Source organism: Janthinobacterium sp. 35, assembly GCF_002754575.1.
Lineage (GTDB): Bacteria > Pseudomonadota > Gammaproteobacteria > Burkholderiales > Burkholderiaceae_D > Janthinobacterium > Janthinobacterium tructae.
The window spans coordinates 3,637,931-3,658,965 of sequence record NZ_PEFN01000001.1 but is presented as its reverse complement, the minus strand read 5'-3'; the positions used below and the strand labels follow the sequence as shown (position 1 = coordinate 3,658,965).

Below are 21,035 nucleotides of genomic sequence, written 5' to 3'. Positions count from 1 at the left end.
AATGTTACAAAAATTCATAACAGAACATATCGAACTATTCCAGCGCCTGCCGCAAATTGAGAATGAAATTATCAAGATTGCCGACGTCTGCAGCACCGCAATCAGCAACAAGCGCAAAGTCATTTTCTGTGGCAACGGTGGTTCCGCTGCCGACGCGCAGCACATTTCCGCCGAGCTGGTCGGTCGTCTGGTGGACGACCGCCGTGCGCTGGCGGCAATTTCGCTGACGACGGATACCTCTGCCCTCACTTGTATCGCCAATGACTATGGCTATGATCACGTATTTTCACGGCAACTGGCCGGCGTAGGTCAGCCCGGTGATGTGCTGATCGCTATTTCCACGTCGGGTAATTCGCAAAACATCATGAATGCGGTCGACATGGCAAAGACGATGGGCATTGAAACCGCCGGCTGGCTTGGCAAAGATGGCGGCAAACTGGCCGGCATGGTCGATATTCCGATGATCGTGCCAAGCAATGTCACGGCACGCATTCAAGAAGCACATATCTTCATCGGGCACACCATCTGTGCCATGATCGAAAAAAACCTGGGTTACGGCAAATGGGAGTCCGCATGAACAAACATATCTTGATCACCGGTGGCGCCGGCTTCATTGGCACCAATCTGAGCCGCAAATTGCTGGCCGACGGCTATCGCATCTCCGTGCTGGACAATCTGTCGCCGCAAATTCACGGCCCCTACCCGCAACTCGATGAAGCCATGCTGCGCGACGGCCGCATCCATTTCATTCGCGCCGATGTGCGCCAGTCCGGCGTGCTCGAGCAAGCCTTGCAAACGGTCGACACGGTCGTCCATCTGGCGGCCGAAACAGGTACCGCGCAATCGATGTACCAGATCGCCCACTACAATGAAGTCAATACGCAGGCGACCGCGCAATTGCTCGACATCCTGGCGAACAAACCGAATACGGTGAAAAAGATCGTTCTCGCTTCGTCGCGCTCGATTTATGGCGAAGGCGCGTATGCCTGCCCGACCCATGGCACGGTCTATCCGGGTGCCCGCAGTGCGGCACAGCTGAAAAACCACCAATGGGATCCGCTCTGCCCCGCCTGCAAGGGCCCATTGCGCGCCATTCCGACGCCGGAAACAGCGCGCCCCAGCCCGGCGTCCATCTATGCCGCAACCAAGTACGCGCAAGAAGACCTGATCCGTATTGCTGGCGACTCGCTCGGCATCAGCACCGCCATCCTGCGCTTCCAGAACGTCTACGGCGCAGGGCAGTCGCTGAACAATCCGTACACCGGCATCCTGTCCATTTTCTCGACCCGCATCAGGCGCGGCATGAGCTTGCCTATTTTCGAGGACGGCCTGGAAAGCCGCGATTTCGTGCACGTCAACGACATCGTGCAAGCGATTCAGCTGGCCATGGAAAGCGACGCCGCCAGCGGCGCCACGCTCAACGTCGGCGCCGGCGAACCGACCTCGGTGCTCGACATCGCCAATCTGCTCGTCGATGCCTTGGGCGGCACCGTCCGTCCGGAAGTGACCGGCCAGTATCGCCTGGGCGACATCCGCCATTGCTACGCCGATTTGAGCCAGATCAAGGCGACCTTGAACTTCACGCCGCAGGTGTCGCTGGCGCGCGGTATCGAGGAATTCGCTGCCTGGGTCAGCTCCCAGCCCTTGCCGGAAGACGGCCTGGACAAGGCAAATGAAGAGCTGAAAAAACGTAAGATGATGTCATGAGTCTGCGCACCACCTTGTATGCCGATCTGGCCAGGCAATATTTCTATGCCGGCCAGCCGGACCGGCAACCGACTTTCGGACGCCTGCTGCTGACGTCTTTCTCGCCGCGTTTCATGCCGGTGGTGCTGTTTCGGCTGTCTCACTGGTTTTTCCAGAAGCGTTTGTCGCCGCTGGCAAAGCTGGCGTCCCTGATTAATTTCGTCGTCTTCGGCCTGGAAATTGCCGTCCGCTGCGAAATCGGACCAGGCCTGTATTTCCCGCATACGCAGGGCACGGTCATCGGCGCCCTGCGCATCGGCATGAATGCAACGATTTACCATAACGTCACGTTTGGCGCCCGCGAGATCGATATCGGCTACCACGACACTTCGCGCCCGGTGGTCGGCGACAATGTGATCGTCGGCTCCGGCGCCAAGGTACTCGGTGCCGTCGTCCTCGGTGACAACGTACGCGTCGGCGCCAACGCGGTGGTTCTCAAGGATGTGGCATCTGGCTTGACCGTGGTCGGCATTCCCGCCGCACCCATCTAAATAATTGATTGATTAAGTACAGTGGAAAATTTTTTTAACGGGAAAAAAATCCTGTTTATCGCCCCGGCTTTTTTTGGGTATGAACGCGAAATAAAGAAACGGCTCGAAGAGCTGGGAGCGCACGTCGACTATCACGACGATCGTCCGTCCACCAGCGCCTGGTCGAAGTTCGCCATCCGTGTCATGCCGCGTACGCAACAGCAGGCGATTCACCGCTATTTTTCAGTTCTGCTCGATAGCAACCACGGCAATTACGACTTTGTGTTCATCATCAAGATGGAATGCATGCCGGCCGATATCCTGCAAGCCTTGCGCGAAAAAAATGCGAAGGCCAAGTTCATTTACTATTCGTATGACTCGGTGAAAAACAATGGCAATTTCCGGCAATCCGTCGGTCAGTTCGACAGCGCGTTTACCTTCGATGACCAGGATGCCCAGACGATTCCCGGCATCCGCCTGCGGCCGCTGTTTTTCCTGAACGAATACCGCGACCTGCCGCGCACGGAGATCGGCTATAACGTCACCTTTATCGGCACGGCGCACAGCGACCGCTATGCGCTGGTGAAGAAGATCAGCGCCGCGCTACCACCCAATGGCAAGCCGAATTTCTTTTTCCTGTTCATTCCCAGCATCGTGATCTATCGCTTGAAAAAGCTGTTCGTGCCAGCTTTCTTCAAATCGAAAATCTCCGAATTTTCCTTTGCGCCGATGAACAAGGCGCAGGTGATGGCAGCCATCGCCAAGTCGAATGTCATTCTTGATTTCCAGCATCCGAATCAGATCGGCCTGACGATGCGCACCATCGAAATGGTGGGCGCCCGAAAGAAATTGATCACGACGAATCAAAATGTCAGGAAGTACGATTTTTATCGGCCGGAAAACATCGCCGTGATCGACAGGGAAACGCCCCAGATCGATCCGGCATTCCTGACCACGCCGTATGTCGACCTGCCTGCCGCGCTGTATGACAAATACTCGATCGACGGCTGGCTGCGCGACGTGTTTTCGGTGGCGCCATGAGTACCAGCCAGACCATCCTGGTGACCGGCGCCACGGGTTTTGTGGGACGCCGGCTCTGCAGCCACCTGGCCGGGCATGGCCACCGCGTGGTCGCCCTGGTGCGTGACGGCGGCCGCGCCATCCCTGGCGTGGCGCAGGAAGTGCGCATCGCCGATTTCGCCAACCTCGACGCGCTCGACACGGTGCTGCCACAGTGCGATGTCGTGATCCACCTGGCCGGCCGCGCCCACGTGATGCACGATACCGCCGCCGATCCGCTTGGCGAATTTCGCCGCGTGAATGTCGGGCTGACCAGGCGCTTGCTGGAACGCGCAGCCGATGCGCGCGTCAAGCGCTTTGTCTTTGTCAGTTCGATCGGCGTCAATGGAAACCGCAATATCACGCCCTTTTCGGAACAAGACACGCTGGCGCCGCATGACCTGTATGCCATCAGCAAGCTGGAAGCCGAACAGCTGGTGCAAGACATGGCACAACAATGCGGCATGGAGTATGCCATCGTACGGCCAGTACTGGTCTACGGACCGGAAGCCCCCGGCAACTTCGGCATCCTGCTCAGGCTCGCCGCAAAAGGCTGGCCGCTGCCGTTCGGGCGCCTGCAGTCGAAACGCAACCTGATCAGCGTGTGGAACCTGGCCGATTTCCTGCGCACCTGCGCAACTTGCCCGCAAGCGCTGCACGACGTTTTTCTGGCGGCGGATGCGCAAACGGTGACCCTGCCCGAAATTTTCCGCCATCTGGCCATCGGCATGGGCAAGACCGCGCGCCTGCTGGCCATTCCCAGGTCATTGCTTGTGCTGGCCTGCACCTTGGTTGGCAAGCGTCAGATGCTTGACAAGCTCGACGCCGGATTGACTGTCGATATCGCCAAGGCACAACGGCAACTGGGATGGCAAGCGCCCTACACAACGGCCGAGGCCCTGATTAAAACTGGTAAGGAATACACACACACATCATGAAACGACTATTCGACCTCCTGCTGGCCCTGATGGCGACCGTCATCCTCGCATTGCCGCTGCTCATCGTCGCCCTGACAGTACGCCTGACCTCCCCAGGTCCTGTCCTGTATTGGTCGGATCGCGTGGGCCAACGCAACCGTATTTTCAAGATGCCAAAATTTCGCACGATGCGTATCGGCACACCGGCAGTAGCCACCCACCTGCTGCAGAATCCCGCGCAATTTCTCACGCCCGTCGGCTCCTTCCTGCGCAAGTCGAGCCTCGATGAACTGCCGCAACTGTGGAGCATCCTTGTCAACGACATGAGTTTTGTCGGACCGCGGCCTGCCCTGTTCAATCAGGATGACCTGATCGCCTTGCGCACGGAACACGGCGTCGACCGGTTGCTGCCGGGCTTGACGGGCTGGGCCCAGATCAATGGCCGCGACGACTTGCCCATACCACAAAAAGTGCAACTCGATCTGGCATACCTGAAACAGCAGTCCCTGGCACTGGATATCAAAATCATCTTTTTGACGTTCCTGAAAGTGATCAAACGCGACGGCGTCACACACTGACACGACCTGCCGCGCCTCTGCGCGGCAGGTGTATTTAACCTAGCTCTCTCTGTCTACCATGCCTGAATTCGAAAAAAAAATCGCCTCCCTGGAACAGCTGAAACAACGCGTTGCGGCCCTTCCCAAGCCAGTCGTCATGACCAACGGCGTGTTCGACATCCTGCACCGCGGGCATGTAACCTATCTGGCACAGGCACGGGCCTTGGGCGGCTCGCTGGTCGTGGCGGCAAATACCGACGCCTCCGTCAAGCGCCTGAACAAGGGAGATGACCGCCCGCTGAATGCCTGCCCGGACCGCATGGCGGTGCTGGCAGCGCTCGAATCGGTCAGCCTGGTCGTGGCATTCGAGGACGATACCGCGTTACAAGTCGTCTGCGAGGCCCATCCCGATATTTACGTCAAGGGCGGGGATTACCAGATGGAGGCCATTCCAGAAGGGCAGGCAGTGCTCGCCTATGGAGGGCAGGCGGTGGCAATCGACTTCCAGCATGACCGCTCGACCTCCAAGCTGCTGGCCAAGGTGCGCAGCCAGGCGCCAGGCTAAGTAGGTTGCAATAAATTATTGTGATTTCTGACTTCCATAACCGGCGCTCTGTGGTGTTGCCCGCTGCTAGCAGTGCTCGCACTGCGTCGCAGCGGGCGCCTTGCAGAGCATCCGGCTCTGTTCGTCATAACTTCACAATAATTTCCCACGACCTACTTAGCAGGCAGGCGCGCCATGTTTTCAGCCATTCCATTAACATGCACGCCAGTGTGATTGCAAATACCGCAAGAATTTTTCCTTGCCTGGTTTGACAATCACCATACTTTTTTTGAATTTATCCGGTGAAGAATATTCATCGAAAGTTTTTTAACATCAAGCGTATCAAATCCACCCTTTCTTACCTTGATGTTTACATCGATAATACTTCTGACATATGCCATGCGCGGATATTGCGCAGAAAAAAACAGGCTTATCGAGTCGAATCACAATAATTTTTAGCCAAACAATGAAATCCATTCTTGATTTATCTCGGTTCCATAAGCAGATGATCGCGGCAACGGCAGATTTAATTCTTCTGCCGATTACGTTCTGCATCGCCATCCTGCTACGCTACGATTCGGTCAATACGGCTCTGTTCATGAGTTATCTGTACCTGATCGTCGCTGTGCCGCTCATTTCTCTGCCCATATTTATACGACTGGGCCTATACCGGGCGGTGATACGCTTCATCGATCAGAAAATCATTTTCTCGGTCATTCTCGGCGTCACGATTTCAGTGGCCCTGCTGGTCGCGCTGGCGGCCTTCATGACCCACATGGTCGGCATGTCGCGCGGCGTGTTCGGCATTTACTGGATCAGTGCCATCGCTTACGTGGTGGCCAGCCGCTTCCTGGCGCGCGGCTTCCTGTTACACCCAAGCAAACGCCAGGGCATGGTGCGGGTGGCCATCTATGGGGCCGGCAGGGCTGGCACGCAACTGGCCAGCGCCTTGCGTGCCGGCCATGACTACCTGCCCGTGGCCTTCATTGACGACAACAGCGAACTGAATGGCATTACCATTTCTGGCATGAAGGTGTACGGCACCGCCGACTTGTCCGATGTGATCGCCCGTACCAGCATCAGCGAAATCCTGCTGGCCATGCCGTCCATTTCAAAAAACCGGCAAAAGCGCATCCTCGACAAGCTCGAGCCTTTAAAAGTGCATATCAAAGTCACGCCTCCGGTGGAAAGTCTGGTCAGCGGCGAGCTGCGCCTCCAGGATATCCGCAACATCGAAATTGAAGACTTGCTGGGACGCGACCAGGTCACGCCAGACGCCGGGCTGATTGCCGCCTGCATTACCGGCAAATGCGTCATGGTCAGCGGTGCGGGGGGCTCGATCGGTTCCGAGCTGTGCCGTCAGATCGTTACCTTGCGTCCGACACGCCTGATCCTGCTGGAGATGTCGGAATTTGCCCTATATTCCATCAAACAGGAATTGCTGGGAATAAAGTCGTCCCAAGGATTGCATTTTGATTTACTGCCTTTTCTCGGTAGCGTGCTCGACACTGAAAAATGCAAAAAAATCATGACGACCTACGTCGTCGATACGGTGTACCACGCGGCTGCCTACAAGCACGTGCCGCTGGTCGAGCATAATCCGATCGAAGGCGTGCGCAACAATGTGTTCGGAACCTTAAGCATCGCCAACGCGGCCATTGCCAGCGGCGTCAAATGCTTCGTGCTCATTTCCACGGACAAGGCCGTGCGACCGACCAATGTCATGGGCTCGACCAAGCGTCTGGCCGAGCTGATTTTGCAGGCATTCGCCCGCAACCAGAAGCACACCCGCTTCTGCATGGTTCGCTTCGGCAACGTCCTGGGATCGTCCGGCTCCGTCGTGCCCCTCTTCCGCAAACAGATCGAAGCGGGTGGCCCCATTACCCTGACGCATCCTGAAATCACGCGCTACTTCATGACCATCCCTGAAGCGGCGCAACTGGTATTGCAGGCGGGCGCCATGGGAGAAGGCGGCGATGTCTTCGTGCTGGACATGGGCGAACCGGTCAAGATCATCGACCTTGCGGAACGGATGATCCATCTCAGCGGCCTGGAAGTGCGCAGCAAGACAGCGCCGGATGGCATTGCCATTGAACATGTAGGCTTGCGTCCAGGTGAAAAACTATATGAGGAATTGCTGATCGGCGACAATGTCGAAGGAACCAGCCACCCGCTGATCATGCGGGCCCAGGAATCTGAAATTGCCTGGGCCGAATTGCACGCCATGCTGAAAGAAATGGATCGCGCCTGCAGCCAGTTCGACTACGAAGGGGTCCGTACCTCACTACGCACCATCATCAAGGAATACAGCCCGCAATGTGGCATTGAAGACTTTATCTGGCTGGAGCAGCGTACGCAACAGTCTCGTCCATTGCAGGAAACCCCTGGCGCATCCGTCATGTTGTAACACTGGCAAGGCTGGCTGGCGCAAACTCCGGATCGCGCCAGACAGTGAGGCTATACAAACTGTCACAATTAGGCACGGCGCAGCAGAATTGAAACGCTATAATATAAAGAATTGCGCGTTGTTTAGCCATCATGACAACGTTACTCTTCGCCTGGCAGACATCGACCTAACAAAGGCAAGCTCAGGTGGAATCAGCACCATGCGCCTCGCCCCAGATATAAACCACATACTTGAAACTCCTGCAGCAAGCATTTATTAAAATGAGAAATTATGTATAAAGAAGTAAAAATGATTGAAGGGGATGAGATCGATGAAAATATTCTTCCCGTCACCGATTTGCTGACGACCGTATGGCAGGGACGCCGGACTTTACTGGCGATTACCTTGCTTGCTGTGGCCGCGGGCCTGGCAGGCCGGATGTTATTTTCCGACTACAAGAGTGAAGGCTTCTTCCAGTTTGGCGGGGCTATTCCCATGGTCAAGAAAAACGCTGACAAGGAAAAAGAAAAGGAAAAGGAACCAAGCCCTGGCATCAAACTGGCTGACTACAAACGCTATGCTGCGGCGTTCAAATCGAACGAGCGCTTTACGGACTTCCTCGCTCAACACAAACTGGAACAAAGCGCCAGCACCGAGTCATTACGCCGGTCCTTTGCCTCGCGCGAAGGCGTTTCGAAGTGGATCGATCCGGTATTCCCGTTTACCAAACTTGATGCCAAGGAATTACTGGAAGATCCCAAGGATGGCAACAACAACGTCATTGGCTTACGCATCAGCTATGACGATAAGGATCCAAAAGTAGCACAAAACATCGTTGGACTACTGGGCCGCTACACGATGGATACCATCGTGTATATCATTTACACAGATATCCTGCGCTTCAAGCATGTCGAAATGACGGCCAAGATCACGGCGCTGGAAAATGAAATTATTGTAAATAATGAGCGCCTTGCTTACTTCCGTCGCAGCGGTGATGATTTAAAGAAAATTGTATCGCGCTATCCAGAAATAGCTGGCCAGGCTTCGCGTCAGATCGTTTCGGTCAATGATGAAACCGCGCGCTATCTGCCGCCAGTCACGCAATTGATGACCACAGAAGTACTGGCGTCGGAAGCGACCGAAAAAATACATAAGGCACGCCGCGAACAGCAGCAGAACTTGCTGTTGCGCGAGTATTACGACAAGGCAAAAATCCTGGTCGACAATACGAAATCCGGCGAAGATATCTTGCGCGGCCTGGAACCGGTAAAGGTTGAAGTCTTCAAAAACAAGAACATGGAAGACGATACAGTCAAGGAGGTCTTTAATCAGATCACTATCGACAATCAAACAGCGATCAGCCAGTACCTGGAAAAAAGCCGCTTCATTGCAGGTCCTAGCTTGCCAGAAAATCTGTCCTTGCGTCTGTCGGTCACCATTTTGTTCAGCCTGTTTGCCGGTTTCATTCTGTCCCTGGCCGTCATCTTCGGACGCAAAATGTTTAGCAAGACCTGAGTCTGGTATCAAACTGCCCGACCAGCATTCCGAGATGCCGCTCAGTAAAAACTAAGCGGCATTTTCTTTGCTAGAAACCACTCTACGCCACGACCTCGCTCGCTCGTGCTCGCGGCGCACCGGTCCCTGGCGATACCATGCCCCTTCTCCAGCACCGCTCCCTGGCGCGCACGGCGACATATCTGGCCATTACAAGGTCTTCATCAGGAGATCGCGCATCGTGCTGGCATTACGCTCCTCGCACACTGCAGCGCCGGCATGCTGCATGTGATACTGAATGAAAAACGGCCTGATCGCACAAGGCGATCAGGCCGTTCATCGTTACCCCGCATCAGTTTATTCCCGTTCGACAATATTCTGCATTTCCATACAGGATATTGCCTATACCCGACGTACAGGCACCATCAGTCCCTATTGCTTCAGCAAGCCACCCAACAACGCTGCCACCTTCTGCTTCGGCTTGGCCGCGACTGGCGCCATGCTGGCAGCAGCGGGAGCCGCTGCCTTGGCTGGCTCATACGGCTTCAGGAACCAGGGATCGGCCTTTTCGCGGCGGGCGCCAGGTCCAAAGGCGGGACGTGCACCGCGCTCGGCGGAGCGGCTGTCGCGGCTGCTGTCGCCAGCATGGCGGCTCTCTGGCGCGCGCGCGGGGCGCGCCTCGCTACCTTCGGTGCGGCGCGGCGGACGGCGCTCGCTGTCGCTGCTGCTGCTGCTGCGGGCAGGAGCCGGATTGAAACCCGTCAATTCGCCGCGCTTGATGCTTTGCTTGATGAGTTTCTCGATATCGACCAGCAAGCGCTCGTCTTTATCCGAATAGATCGAAATGGCGTCGCCCGAGGCGCCGGCGCGGCCCGTACGGCCGATGCGGTGCACATAGTCTTCCGCGTTGTACGGCAAGTCGAAGTTGATCACGCAAGGCAAGTCGGAAATATCCAGGCCGCGCGCCGCCACGTCGGTCGCCACCAGCACGTCGATCTCGCCCTTCTTGAACGCTTCCAGCGCCGCCATGCGCTCTTGCTGGCTCTTGTCGCCATGAATCGCCGTGGCGCTCATGCCTTCCTGCTCCAGCACGCGGGCCAGGCGCGAGGCGCCGATCTTGGTGTTCGAGAAGACGATGACCTGTTTCAGGTCGCGCTGGCGCAGCAGATGGGCGACCAGGGCATGCTTCTGGTCTTCCGTCACCTTGTAGACCACTTGCGTGACCTTGTCGGCCGTCTGGTTGCTGCGCGCCACTTCGATCGTCAGCGGATCGTTGAGGAAGGTGGCGGCCAGCTTCTTGATTTCTGGCGAGAACGTGGCCGAGAACATCAGGTTCTGGCGCTGCTTCGGCAGCAAGTTGATGATGCGCTGCAAGTCCGGCAGGAAGCCCATGTCCAGCATGCGGTCGGCTTCATCCATGACCAGCATCTGCACCTGGCTCAGACTGATATTCTTTTGCTCGATATGGTCGAGCAAACGGCCCGGCGTGGCGATGACAATTTCCACGCCGCCGCGCAAGATGACCGTTTGCGGCTTCATGTCCATGCCGCCGAAAACGACCGTCGAACGCAGCGGCGTGTGCTTGGCGTAGGCCTTGACATTTTCTGCCACCTGCACCGCCAGTTCGCGGGTCGGGGTCAGGATCAGCGCGCGTACCGGGTGGCGCGCGGGCGACATGCTGCTGCTGGCATGCGCCATCAGCAACTGGATGATCGGCAAGGAAAAACCGGCTGTCTTGCCGGTACCCGTTTGCGCAGCGCCCATCACATCGCGCCCTTGCAGCACCACGGGAATGGCTTGCTCCTGGATCGGTGTCGGACGGGTGTAGCCCTGATCGGTCAGTGCGCGCTGGATTTCAGGCGCAAGGCCAAAGTCGGCGAAAGTCAGGGTGGGGGCAGCGGATGCTGCAGGTGCAGGTGCAGGTGCAGCGGCGGGCGCCGCTTCAGGGGCAATCGCCGGGCTGGGCGTAGGAGTCGATTCGGTTTCAGACATAAATTTTCTGGTGTGCCTCCGCACTGCGGAAGCCATGCTTTCTCAATAAACAACATTTCGGGGCACAGGCAGCTCCGTCTTGCAAGCCATGGATCATCGTTCTTGCGGCACCTCCGTGCTCCGGGACATGCTGTATGGCGTATGCGGGAGCGTCGAAGAGATGTGCTGCGATGGCGGCGGAGATCGCGCCGGCGGAACATCGCGCGCAGAAGATACAATATCAGTGCTGTAAACGATACCCTAATTCACCGCAACTGTACACGGAAACCGTGATTTTTGAGCAAAAAGCGTTCCAGCAATGGCACGCCGGAATGCCGTATCATGCCTGCTCCTATGCCAACTCCTATGCCCGCTCCGATACCAGCTCCGCCGTCGCCTGCCCTCACCATGCCCACCCCGCCTTTCCCCCACGATCCGCAACCGCAAGCGCCCAGCAAGCCGGGCAATGACGAGTGTTGCCACAGCGGTTGCACCTTTTGCGTGCTGGAAATGTACCAGGAAGACCTGGCCGCCTACGAAGAGGCCCTGAGGGCGTGGCGGGGGCGCCAGCAAACCGCTGCCGCCCCCGCCACCCCAGGCATCAAGAAACCGCGCAAGCGCGCCTAATTTCTTAATTAAAAGCTTTCCCACTCATCCACTGGCGCCGTGCGACGCGCCGTGCTGGCCAACTGACGCGACACCGGTGCGGGCGCGACGACTGCCTGCGCCTTGACTGGCGCGCGCGGCCGGCTCACGGCGGTGCTGGCCACATCGAGCTTGAAGATGCTGACCACTTCGCTCAGGCTGGCGGCCTGCTCCTGCATCGATTCAGCCGCCGCGGCCGCCTCTTCCACCAGGGCCGCATTTTGCTGCGTCACCTGGTCCATCTGGGCGATGGCCTGGTTGACTTGCTCGATACCGGCGCTCTGCTCGCTGCTGGCGGCAGTGATCTCGCTCATGATGTCCGTCACGCGGGTGATGCTGGCAACGATGTCATCCATCGTGCGGCCCGCCTGGTCCACCAGTACGGATCCCGCCTCGACTTTCTCGACCGAATCCCCGATCAGGACCTTGATATCCTTGGCCGCCGCGGCCGAGCGCTGCGCCAGGTTGCGCACTTCGGTGGCCACGACGGCAAAGCCGCGCCCCTGCTCGCCCGCACGCGCGGCCTCGACGGCGGCATTCAGGGCCAGGATATTGGTCTGGAAGGCAATGCCGTCGATGACGGCGATGATGTCGACGATTTTGCGCGACGAGGCATTGATCGACGCCATCGTGCCCACCACTTCGCTGACGACCTTGCCGCCCTCGATGGCGATGCTCGACGAGGTCAGCGCCATGGTGTTGGCCTGGCGCGCATTGTCCGCATTCTGTTTGACGGTCGAGGTCAGCTCTTCCATCGAGGAAGCCGTTTCTTCCAGCGAACTGGCCTGCTCTTCCGTGCGCGACGACAAATCCTGGTTGCCGGCGGCAATCTGGCTCGACGCCGTAGCGATGGTATCGGTGCCGCTGCGCACCTGGCCCACCAGATTCTGCAGGCTGGCATTCATGTCTTTCAGGGCCTGCATCAATTGCCCCGTTTCGTCTTGCGATTGCACAACGATATGCGCAGTCAAATCGCCGGCCGCCACCTGGCGCGCCACGCCAACGGCCGCGATCAGCGGACGCGCCACGCTGCGCGCCACCCACAGCGCCAGCAGCATGCCGATGACGACGATGCCCACCAGCAAGCCGATCAAGCTGGCGCGCGAAGCCGCATACGTCGCATCGGCGCTGGCACTCGAGCGCACGCCGCCTTCTGTGTTAATCGACACCAGTTTATCCAGGGCCACCATCATGTCCGCCATGACCTTGGCCGACGCTCCCACGGCCAGCGCGCGCGCCTCTTCCTTCTTCATCTCGCGCGACAGGCTCAGCATGGTTGCGTGCAGGCGCATGAATTCATCGTTGAGCGTCAGGAAGCGCTCGAAGGCTTCCTGCTCACCCGGTTCGGAAATCAGGCGACGGTAGTTGTCCCCATCGGCCTTCAGCTTGGTCTGCGTTTCCGTCATGCGCGTTTCGTTCAGCGCCATGTCGGCATCCTGCGCGGCCAGCATGTGCGCCAGTTCCCAGCGGCGGAAATCGCTGACATCGCTGCGCATGGACATCGCCGCCAGCACGCTGGGCATCCAGTTGGTGGACAGGTCCGTCGACGCGGTATTGATACGCGCCATGGAAAAGATCGCTGACACGCCCAGCGCCGCCGTCAACAACAGCACAGCGCCAAACGACAAGATCAGCTTGGTGGCAATTTTCAAATCAAAAAACCATTTCATGCGTTGCTTTCCTTCATTAAACGGGTAAACGGGACAAGACAGGTGCGCGCACCGGCACATGCACGGCGCGGGCAATGAGGGCAGGGTGAAGCGGAAGTGACCAGGGTTGAAGAGCAAGCGCAGCAACTTCTATGGAAACGCGCATCAAATTTCCGCAAGGCAACATTTTATCACCGTCGTGCTGCCACGCAGAGTGGTTTGACCGCTGCCTGCGTCCAAAGTTCGCGTGTAGCGGGCCCCGTGTCGCATTATTTCCCAGACACCGTTGTTTCCGCAGGGAAAATACACAAGCAGGCGTAGGAGTCGGATGACACGAGGCAATGTTCCTAGCCTACATAAGCGCGTCGGCTCATCCGATGCACACCCACGCCCCCTGGTCCTATAGTGGATACAAGATTCAGCACAACGCTAGCAAGCCAGAAAAGCAGCGCCATCCAACAAAATCAGAAGACGAGGCCCTACCATGTACAAAGCTTATAGCAACCTGACCCCAGCAACGAATAGCCACGCCGCCGCCCAGCACAACTGGCAAGCCGCGCCGGCAACACCCATGATCAGCATCACGGGCGCGCAACAGAACGAATTGCTGCGCGCCTTGTCGCGCGCCGATCTGGAGCGCCTGTTTTGCCAGTTGGAACTGGTCGCTTTGCCTGCCGGCAAGCACCTGTTCGATTGCGGCGGCAAGATTGAATACACGTACTTCCCCACCAACGCCATCGTTTCCCTGCTGTATGTGATGGAAGACGGCGCCACCACCGAGATCGCCGTCATCGGCCGTGAAGGCGTCGCCGGCGTGGTGCTGTACGAAGCCGAGCGCGCCACCTGCACCGCCATCGTGCAGACGGCCGGCTACGGCTACCGCCTGAAAACGGCCTTCCTGCGTGAAGTATTCAATGAAGGCGGCGCGCTGGCGCAATTGCTGATGCGCTACACCAGCGCCATGTTTGCGCAAATGGCACAGAATGTGGTGGGCGGCCGTCATTGCAGCATCGAACAGAAACTGTGCCGCTGGCTGCTGGACCGCCTCGACCGTTCGTTGTCGAACGAGCTGAAGGTGACGCAAGACACCATGGCCAACATGCTGGGCGTGCGCCGCGAAAGCGTCACCGTCACGGCGCGCAAACTGCAGGACGAAGGCTTGATCCAGTACCGCCGCGGCACCGTCGAAGTACTCGACCGCGAAGGCCTGGAAGCGGCCGCCGGCAATTGCTACAAGGCCGCGCGCGCCGGTTTCGAACAATTCCGTAGCGGCATCAGCGCACATAACTAAGTAGCCAGAAGTAAACAAGTGCAGGGCGTTGCGACAGGAAAGCAACACCTTGCACCGCCAGTCTTGCCTTGCGTCTCCCCAGCCCCTATCATCCTCGTAGAAATTTCCCCATGGAAACCCTAGTTTCCATGGGTGCACTTGACGCGGTGTTTGACTAACAACTGGAGTCCGTAAGCATGAAACAGCACCACCTGATCGCCGCCTTGCTGGCAGGCATGTTCTGCGCTAGCCAAGCCCAGGCAGATATAGCCATCGCGGCTGACCTGGGTACGACTGGCGTCGGCGCGCACCTGAGCGTGCCGCTGCAATCGAATCTGAATGCCCGTTTTGGCGTCGGCTTCCTGAATTACTCCTACGACTCCAGCACCGACGACGTCGACTACAAGCTGAAACTCAAGCTGCGCACCTTCGACGCCCTGCTCGACTACTTCCCCATGGACGGCGCGTTCCGCGTGAGCGCCGGCGTCGTGTACAACGGCAACAAAATCGATGCCAAAGGCAAGCCGAACAAAAACGGCAGCTATACACTGAACGGCAACACCTATACGGCAGCCAGCGCTGGCCAGCTGGACGGCACCATCGATTTCCGCAAGGTCGCGCCCTACATCGGCATCGGCTGGGGCAACCCTGTGAAAGAAGCCGGCTGGGGCATTTCCAGCGACATCGGCGTATTGTTCCAGGGTGCGCCGAAAACCGCGCTGCGCAATACTGGCTGCGACCCGCTGGTGTGTGCTGCCCTGAAAACGGACGTGGCCGCTGAAAACGACAAACTGGCCGACAAGGTCAAGGATTTCAAGGCGTATCCGGTGCTGCGCATCAGTGCCAGCTACCGCTTCTAAGCTGGCACCAATCCGCCAGGCACGATATCGAGGCACGCTGCGGCGTGCCTTTTTTATATCCCTGGCACTTGAAAAGCATTGCGGGCCAGGCACTGCGGCACGCCGCGTCTAACCGGCGGCAACGGTGGCGACCGGCCACCAGCCCGGCCTGGCATCGTCAAACGAGTGGTATTCAGGCGCAAACGCGGCCTGGCCTGGATCATCAAAACTGCCCACCAGCAAGGCTACCGTCGGCGCATCGTCGATGGCGCCGATGGAACTGCCGCAAGCAGCGCAAAAGGCCCGGCTGGAATAGTCGGAAGAGCGGTAAGTGGCAGGTGCGCCGGCCGTGCCCGTCCAGCGTACTTGATCGCGCGCAAACTCCACCCACGCCACCGTCGGCACGCCCGTGTGCTGCTGGCAATTTCGGCACGAGCAGCTGTGCGGATTGCTGCCCTCGCCTGTTACTTCGAAGCGCACGGCGCCACATAAACAACCGCCTGCCTGCACCGCATTTTCCATTGCGTCTCCTCGTTTGCACCGTTGCGTACCCCGCCAGCTGGCACGATCCCGGTACAATATTGCCATGAAACCCTCTCTGGCGCGACCCGCAACGCAGCGCGCCGGCACTATGAAAGAATAAATGGAAGACATCAATTGCGAAGGCTTGCCGCACATCCGCGTACTGGCAGGCGAAAACACCGACGGCCCCGTGTATGAATCCCTGCCGGCGCGCCAGATCGACGAACACGTCTACGAACTGCTGGCCTCGCCCGGCCTGACCCTGAACCTGGCACGCGGCGACATCGTCAGCATCGCCGACCCGCTCGCCCCCGCCGAAGTCTTAAAGCGCGGCGGCAACTTCTGCATCCAAATCTATGCCGACGACGTGCCGCAAGAAGCAGTCGACCAGCTTGAGCGCGACGTGCAGGAGCAGCTGGGCGGCACCATGGATGGCCAGTACAAGGGCAATCTCACCTTCAGCGTGCCGGGACACCACGGCATCTACAACGTCAACGGTCCCTTCGACGCCTTCCGCACGGCAACGGGCGTGGAATGGTACTTCGCCAATATCTACGCCAACCTCGATGACGACGATGATGAAACATTGCTCAAGTGGTGGGTGGATAGGTAATCGCTGCTCAAGCAGTCACGGAGAGGGCGCCCGCCCATCCTCACCGCCCGCCAGCGCCCCCGGTGGCCGGCACCAGACGAACCTGCCCGTGACTGGCTGGTACAGCAAAGGCCCCTCGTCAGAAATGGCCAACAAGCAAGGCCAGCATGCTGCAAGCGCGGCCGGTGTCAGCGCATAAGCAAGCGTGCGACTGGCCATGAAAAAAACGGGTGCGGCTTCTGCAGCATGAAAATGGGAAGAGAGAAACCTTGCCATGCGACCCGCCTGCACCTGACCCTCGCTGGAAACGGAATCGAACTCGGCCAGCCAGTCCGGCCCCGATACTGTCGGCTGCAAGCGGTGTCCCTCGCGCAACTGCATAGGGTGTATTTCATCGGCATGGACCGACACATGGCGCGTCCACAGTTGCGCCGCCGCATCGGGCGTCAGCGCCTGCACCTGCGCCAGCGTTTCTGCCGAGATAGCGAAATCGGCGTCGAAGAAGGCCCAGTCCCGCTCAGCTTGCAGCGGAGGGCTGCCGTAGCCGTTCAAGAATGCGAAGGTTGACATATTTCAAGGTAGCGGCCCAGCACCTTATCCATGCCCAGTTCAAGACATTCGACCACCAGCGCATGGCCGATCGACACTTCCAGGATGCCGGGAATGTCCAGGAAACGCGCCAGATTGTGCAAATCGAGATCGTGCCCGGCATTCACGCCCAGGCCCAGCGCCTGTGCCCGCCGCGCCGCCTGCAGATACGTCTCAAACACGGCATCGCCCTGCGCGCGGCCATGGCTTTCCGCAAACCGTTCCGTGTACAGTTCAACGCGCGCCGCCCCCACTTCGCGCGCCCATTCCAGCGCCGGATAATCGGCATCGACAAACAGGCTGACGCGGATGCCCAGGTCGTTCAATTGCGCAATGGCGGGATGCAACAACGCTGCATGCTGCTCGATGTCCCAGCCGTGATCGGACGTCAATTGCCCCGGCATATCGGGCACCAGCGTGCATTGCGCGGGGCGGACCTTTTTCACCACATCCAAAAAATCCGCCGCCGGATAGCCCTCCACATTCAGCTCGCGTCCGCGTTCCGCGCACAGGCGCTGCAATGGAGCAACATCATCGTAGCGCGCATGGCGCTGGTCCGGACGCGGATGCAAGGTGATGCCAGCGGCGCCCAGATCGAGAAAGCGCGCGGAAAACGCGAGCAGGTCGGGGAAATTACGGCCGCGCGAATTGCGCAACAGGGCGATTTTATTGACGTTGACGGAGAGCTGGGTCATGGCGGAAATGGCGTGAGGGTGACGGGTGTGGCAGCGATTGTAGCGGATCGCCCGCTCGGGGCACCGCCAACCGAACTCGGCGCTACGTGCTACGATGCAAGACAAGTTCCACGCTATCAATACATACCATGACCTACCAGCTATTCCTGTTTGACCTGGACGATACCCTGCTCGATTTCAGGGCGTCCGAAAAACGCTCGTTCCTGCACACCATGCACGAACTGGGCTTGCGCGATGACATCGACAGCCTGTTCACCCAGTACCAGGCGATCAACGTCGAGCTGTGGAAACGTTTCGAAATGGGCACCGTGAGCAAGGACTTCCTGAAGGTGGAGCGCTTCCGCAAGACGTTTGCGCTGAACGGCATCGCCATCGACCCGGACCTGGCCAGCCGTTTGTATCTGGAATCGCTGCCGGATACGGTCGTACTCATCGATGGCGCCAAGCAAGTGTGCGAAACGCTGTCGCGTATCGGCGAAGTGGGCATCATCACCAACGGCGTCGAATCCATCCAGAACCGCCGCATCGCCGCCTCCGGCCTGAGCGACTACATCTCCTTCGTCGCCACCTCAGAAGCGTGCGGCCACGCCAAGCCGGACGTGCGCTTCTTCGAATACGCCGCCAACATGGCGCGCGCATTCCGCAAAGATACAACCATCATCATCGGCGACCGCCTGGACGCCGACATCCTCGGCGCCAACCGCTACGGCATAGCCAGCTGCTGGTTCAATCCGGACAGCATGGCCAACACCTCGGCGGCCATTCCCACTTGTGAGGTGGCCAGCCTGCACGACATCGTGCCAGCGCTGGGCATGATGCAAGTCAAGCTGAAACAGGCTTGATCTTCCACAAGCGCACCGGTGTCGAGCAACTGCTCGTGCAAAAGCACGAGTGACGGCAAGTACCCTGCCCGCCTGATTACGCGTCAAGAGATCAGTCACGCGTCAGCACTTCCAGCAACTCAATCTGGAAGATCAAATTGGAATGCGGCGGTATCAATCCCACCTGCCGCTCGCCATACGCCAGATGCGCCGGCACCCACAGCTTGCGCGTGCCGCCGACCTGCATGCCATACAAACCCAGAATCCAGCCCTGGATAACCTTGTTGTTGCTCAGCACGCAGCGAAAAGGCTCGCCCCGCTTATGCGACGAGTCAAACTCCGTGCCATCTTCCAGCCAGCCCCGGTAATGCGCCGTCACCAGCGCGCCACGCGCCGCCGCCTTGCCGTCACCCACGACGATATCGTCAATCTTCACTTCAGCCGTCATCTCGTTTCATCCTTCGTCAATCGTCATGCCGCGATTGTACGGCAGCATGCAAAAAGCCCCGGCAGTCACCCGCCGGGGCTCGTTCTATTCTTGCTGAATTCTGGTGGGCCTCCCGTGAGTCGAACACGGTACCAACGGATTATGAGTCCTTCTCAACGTGTAACATCATCCAACAATACCTTACATTACAATGACTTAGAGCCGGAACCGTAACTATATCCTGTCATTGCATGACTATGCCGTTGAACCTTCGTTGCCCCTCGTGGGGTACTGTCATTTAAATACGCTGGCCGGGGTCTTGAGAGCAGTCTTGCCACGTAATGAACTCCCCAATTCCCAAACAAGCTCGCGCGGCTCCCGGACGCCACCCTCAAGTGAGACAGATAGACCACTCCTTACCATGCAAATCAGCATCTGCCCATCGACGCTCTTGACTGCACCTTCAGTATACTTTTTGTCATCGTACACACAATATCGAGTATCGGACTTCGAAATCTTCGATTTCTCGACTCCGGCTGGATTGACCGCATCGGACTGGATACTTTGAGCGCCAGCTGCGGCACTCACAAACAAGAAAATCGCTGCGAAATATTGCAAAATTGACTCCTCAAATTAATGTTGCCAGAAAGAATTATTGCATAGAATGAGTAAAAAAAAATCAACTTTAGCAAGATGTCGTGAAACGCCCAAAAACATGCAAACACAATTTCGGCCTGATCGCTCTGCTTGACACGCCCAAGACCAAGTATATAATAAAACTTATATAGAAAAAGGAGGGCATCATGCTTGCATTCAAAGTAACAACTGTAGGTGGATCTGAGGGGCTGATCTTGAACAAGGAGGCCAAGCGCATCCTGAACGTGCAGAAAGGCGATACCCTGTATTTGACCGAGGCCCCGGACGGCGCGATGCGTATCACGCCGTACAACCCTGAATTTGAGCGCCAGATGGCCTTGGCAGAGTCGATCATGCACGACGACCGCGAGATCCTGCGGGTGCTCGCTAAATGAGCTGGCAATGGGTGCAGCGAGACACCGTTTTTGCGGTCCACGACAAGCAGCTCGCAGTGCACGGTGGATTGGCCGGCGTACGCGACCTCAACACCGTAGAGTCGGCGCTCAATCGGGCACCGAACCTCGACGTCTATGGCAATCCGCCCCCGGATGCTGCCGACCTTGCAGCAGCTTACATCTACGCCATCGCAACCAGCCACGGGTTTAGTGACGGCAACAAGCGTACTGCCTGGGTGATCGGTCGACTGTTCCTTGCCATCAATGGGGAGACGCTTGTGTTCAGTGAGATCGATGCCATCAATTTCATGCTGGCCGTCGCCGCCGGCAATTTGACGGAGCCGCAGACGGCCGACTGGATACGACAGCGCCTTATCACGACGTAAAGCAAGAGGAAAATCCCCAACAACACCCACGGCCCGCGTAACTGTCTGATACATTGCAAGGGTCAGCGCTGTGCTGGCTGAGGCACCCTGACTTTTTCGGACACTCTAGTTTGGTAAACTTCACCAACTGGAGAACTGATGACACGCTCAAAAACCTATACACCGGAGCTTCGGGAAAAAGCGGTAAGACTGGTTCTGACACAGACCAAACCTTGCGCTGATTGTCACGCGCAAAAAAAGCCCCGGCAGTCACCCGCCGGGGCTCATTCTATTGCTGCAAATTCTGGTGGGCCTCCCGTGAGTCGAACACGGCACCAACGGATTATGAGTCCGCTGCTCTAACCAAGCATGAGCTAGAGGCCCAAGGGGGACTGCGGCGTGGCGGCGCTGTTGATGCCCGCCTCGCGCGGCCGTTTTGGAAACGGA

23 protein-coding genes and 1 tRNA gene are annotated in these 21,035 nt (G+C 58.1%); 16 read left to right on the top strand and 8 right to left on the bottom strand.

Annotated elements, in window-relative coordinates; genetic code table 11:
- Position 1: 1 nt before the first annotated feature.
- From CLU93_RS16295 to CLU93_RS16255, 9 genes are all read left to right on the top strand, one after another.
- Positions 2–577, top strand: coding sequence for a D-sedoheptulose-7-phosphate isomerase (locus CLU93_RS16295; RefSeq protein WP_099762302.1), 576 nt, complete (start codon positions 2–4; stop codon positions 575–577).
- A complete protein-coding gene (locus CLU93_RS16290; RefSeq protein WP_257224987.1) occupies positions 574–1,707 on the top strand; it encodes an NAD-dependent epimerase/dehydratase family protein in 1,134 nt (377 codons plus the stop codon). Before CLU93_RS16295 ends, CLU93_RS16290 begins: the two co-directional genes overlap by 4 nt.
- The gene (locus tag CLU93_RS16285; protein WP_099762300.1) at positions 1,704–2,237 is read left to right on the top strand and encodes a serine O-acetyltransferase; all 534 of its coding nucleotides are present in this window, start codon (positions 1,704–1,706) and stop codon (positions 2,235–2,237) included. The genes CLU93_RS16290 and CLU93_RS16285 overlap by 4 nt, the downstream gene beginning before the upstream one ends.
- A gap of 21 nt (positions 2,238–2,258) precedes the next feature.
- Positions 2,259–3,257, top strand: a complete 999-nt coding sequence (locus CLU93_RS16280) for a hypothetical protein (protein ID WP_099762299.1) — start codon at positions 2,259–2,261, stop codon at positions 3,255–3,257.
- The gene (locus CLU93_RS16275) at positions 3,254–4,213 is read left to right on the top strand and encodes an NAD-dependent epimerase/dehydratase family protein (RefSeq protein WP_099762298.1); all 960 of its coding nucleotides are present in this window, start codon (positions 3,254–3,256) and stop codon (positions 4,211–4,213) included. The genes CLU93_RS16280 and CLU93_RS16275 overlap by 4 nt, the downstream gene beginning before the upstream one ends.
- Complete coding sequence (locus CLU93_RS16270) at positions 4,210–4,770, top strand: sugar transferase (protein WP_099762297.1); 561 nt, start codon at positions 4,210–4,212, stop codon at positions 4,768–4,770. The genes CLU93_RS16275 and CLU93_RS16270 overlap by 4 nt, the downstream gene beginning before the upstream one ends.
- A 58-nt stretch (positions 4,771–4,828) precedes the next feature.
- Entirely contained in the window at positions 4,829–5,314 is a 486-nt protein-coding gene (gene rfaE2 / locus CLU93_RS16265) for a D-glycero-beta-D-manno-heptose 1-phosphate adenylyltransferase (RefSeq protein WP_099762296.1), read from the top strand.
- A gap of 445 nt (positions 5,315–5,759) precedes the next feature.
- Positions 5,760–7,700 carry a nucleoside-diphosphate sugar epimerase/dehydratase gene (locus CLU93_RS16260; protein WP_099762295.1) on the top strand — a complete coding sequence of 647 codons (1,941 nt, stop codon included), beginning with the start codon at positions 5,760–5,762 and terminating at the stop codon, positions 7,698–7,700.
- Positions 7,701–7,970: 270 nt separating this feature from the next.
- A complete protein-coding gene (locus tag CLU93_RS16255) occupies positions 7,971–9,194 on the top strand; it encodes a lipopolysaccharide biosynthesis protein (protein ID WP_099762294.1) in 1,224 nt (407 codons plus the stop codon).
- A 411-nt stretch (positions 9,195–9,605) separates the two neighbouring features.
- Here the strand turns inward: CLU93_RS16255 and CLU93_RS16250 are convergent, their stop codons facing one another.
- Positions 9,606–11,165 carry a DEAD/DEAH box helicase gene (locus CLU93_RS16250; protein WP_099762293.1) on the bottom strand — a complete coding sequence of 520 codons (1,560 nt, stop codon included), beginning with the start codon at positions 11,163–11,165 and terminating at the stop codon, positions 9,606–9,608.
- Between the two features lie 387 nt (positions 11,166–11,552).
- Between CLU93_RS16250 and CLU93_RS16245 the strand changes: the two genes are divergently transcribed.
- Positions 11,553–11,771, top strand: coding sequence for an oxidoreductase-like domain-containing protein (locus tag CLU93_RS16245; RefSeq protein WP_099762292.1), 219 nt, complete (start codon positions 11,553–11,555; stop codon positions 11,769–11,771).
- Between the two features lie 8 nt (positions 11,772–11,779).
- Here the strand turns inward: CLU93_RS16245 and CLU93_RS16240 are convergent, their stop codons facing one another.
- On the bottom strand, positions 11,780–13,459 hold the full coding sequence (locus CLU93_RS16240) for a methyl-accepting chemotaxis protein (protein WP_099762291.1): 1,680 nt from the start codon (positions 13,457–13,459) through the stop codon (positions 11,780–11,782).
- Positions 13,460–14,009: 550 nt separating this feature from the next.
- On the opposite strand from CLU93_RS16240, the gene CLU93_RS16235 reads away from it, so the two are divergent.
- A complete protein-coding gene (locus CLU93_RS16235; RefSeq protein WP_035828139.1) occupies positions 14,010–14,729 on the top strand; it encodes a Crp/Fnr family transcriptional regulator in 720 nt (239 codons plus the stop codon).
- A gap of 176 nt (positions 14,730–14,905) precedes the next feature.
- Positions 14,906–15,568, top strand: a complete 663-nt coding sequence (locus CLU93_RS16230; protein WP_180287867.1) for a hypothetical protein — start codon at positions 14,906–14,908, stop codon at positions 15,566–15,568.
- Positions 15,569–15,676: 108 nt separating this feature from the next.
- Here the strand turns inward: CLU93_RS16230 and CLU93_RS16225 are convergent, their stop codons facing one another.
- Positions 15,677–16,069, bottom strand: a complete 393-nt coding sequence (locus CLU93_RS16225; protein WP_099762290.1) for a GFA family protein — start codon at positions 16,067–16,069, stop codon at positions 15,677–15,679.
- Between the two features lie 121 nt (positions 16,070–16,190).
- Between CLU93_RS16225 and CLU93_RS16220 the strand changes: the two genes are divergently transcribed.
- Positions 16,191–16,682 carry a DUF4265 domain-containing protein gene (locus tag CLU93_RS16220; protein WP_099762289.1) on the top strand — a complete coding sequence of 164 codons (492 nt, stop codon included), beginning with the start codon at positions 16,191–16,193 and terminating at the stop codon, positions 16,680–16,682.
- Positions 16,683–16,697: 15 nt separating this feature from the next.
- Here CLU93_RS16220 and CLU93_RS16215 read toward each other — a convergent pair whose 3' ends face one another.
- Together CLU93_RS16215 and CLU93_RS16210 are read right to left on the bottom strand one after the other, a co-directional pair.
- Entirely contained in the window at positions 16,698–17,231 is a 534-nt protein-coding gene (locus CLU93_RS16215; protein WP_099762288.1) for a DUF2947 family protein, read from the bottom strand.
- Positions 17,210–17,944 (bottom strand): pyridoxine 5'-phosphate synthase, encoded by a 735-nt coding sequence (locus CLU93_RS16210; protein WP_099762287.1) that lies wholly within the window; start codon positions 17,942–17,944, stop codon positions 17,210–17,212. Before CLU93_RS16210 ends, CLU93_RS16215 begins: the two co-directional genes overlap by 22 nt.
- A gap of 128 nt (positions 17,945–18,072) precedes the next feature.
- Between CLU93_RS16210 and CLU93_RS16205 the strand changes: the two genes are divergently transcribed.
- Positions 18,073–18,786: a YjjG family noncanonical pyrimidine nucleotidase gene (locus tag CLU93_RS16205; RefSeq protein WP_099762286.1), complete on the top strand. Its 714-nt coding sequence runs from the start codon at positions 18,073–18,075 to the stop codon at positions 18,784–18,786.
- Positions 18,787–18,877: 91 nt separating this feature from the next.
- Here CLU93_RS16205 and CLU93_RS16200 read toward each other — a convergent pair whose 3' ends face one another.
- Together CLU93_RS16200 and CLU93_RS16195 are read right to left on the bottom strand one after the other, a co-directional pair.
- On the bottom strand, positions 18,878–19,213 hold the full coding sequence (locus CLU93_RS16200) for an FKBP-type peptidyl-prolyl cis-trans isomerase (RefSeq protein ID WP_099762285.1): 336 nt from the start codon (positions 19,211–19,213) through the stop codon (positions 18,878–18,880).
- Between the two features lie 273 nt (positions 19,214–19,486).
- Positions 19,487–19,810 (bottom strand): DUF1496 domain-containing protein, encoded by a 324-nt coding sequence (locus CLU93_RS16195; RefSeq protein WP_180287866.1) that lies wholly within the window; start codon positions 19,808–19,810, stop codon positions 19,487–19,489.
- A gap of 185 nt (positions 19,811–19,995) precedes the next feature.
- On the opposite strand from CLU93_RS16195, the gene CLU93_RS16190 reads away from it, so the two are divergent.
- On the top strand, positions 19,996–20,223 hold the full coding sequence (locus tag CLU93_RS16190) for a transcriptional regulator (RefSeq protein ID WP_099762283.1): 228 nt from the start codon (positions 19,996–19,998) through the stop codon (positions 20,221–20,223).
- Positions 20,220–20,609, top strand: a complete 390-nt coding sequence (locus tag CLU93_RS16185) for a type II toxin-antitoxin system death-on-curing family toxin (protein ID WP_099762282.1) — start codon at positions 20,220–20,222, stop codon at positions 20,607–20,609. Before CLU93_RS16190 ends, CLU93_RS16185 begins: the two co-directional genes overlap by 4 nt.
- A 284-nt stretch (positions 20,610–20,893) precedes the next feature.
- On the opposite strand, the gene CLU93_RS16180 is transcribed toward CLU93_RS16185, so the two are convergent.
- Positions 20,894–20,972, bottom strand: a tRNA-Ile gene (locus tag CLU93_RS16180).
- Positions 20,973–21,035: the final 63 nt, after the last annotated feature.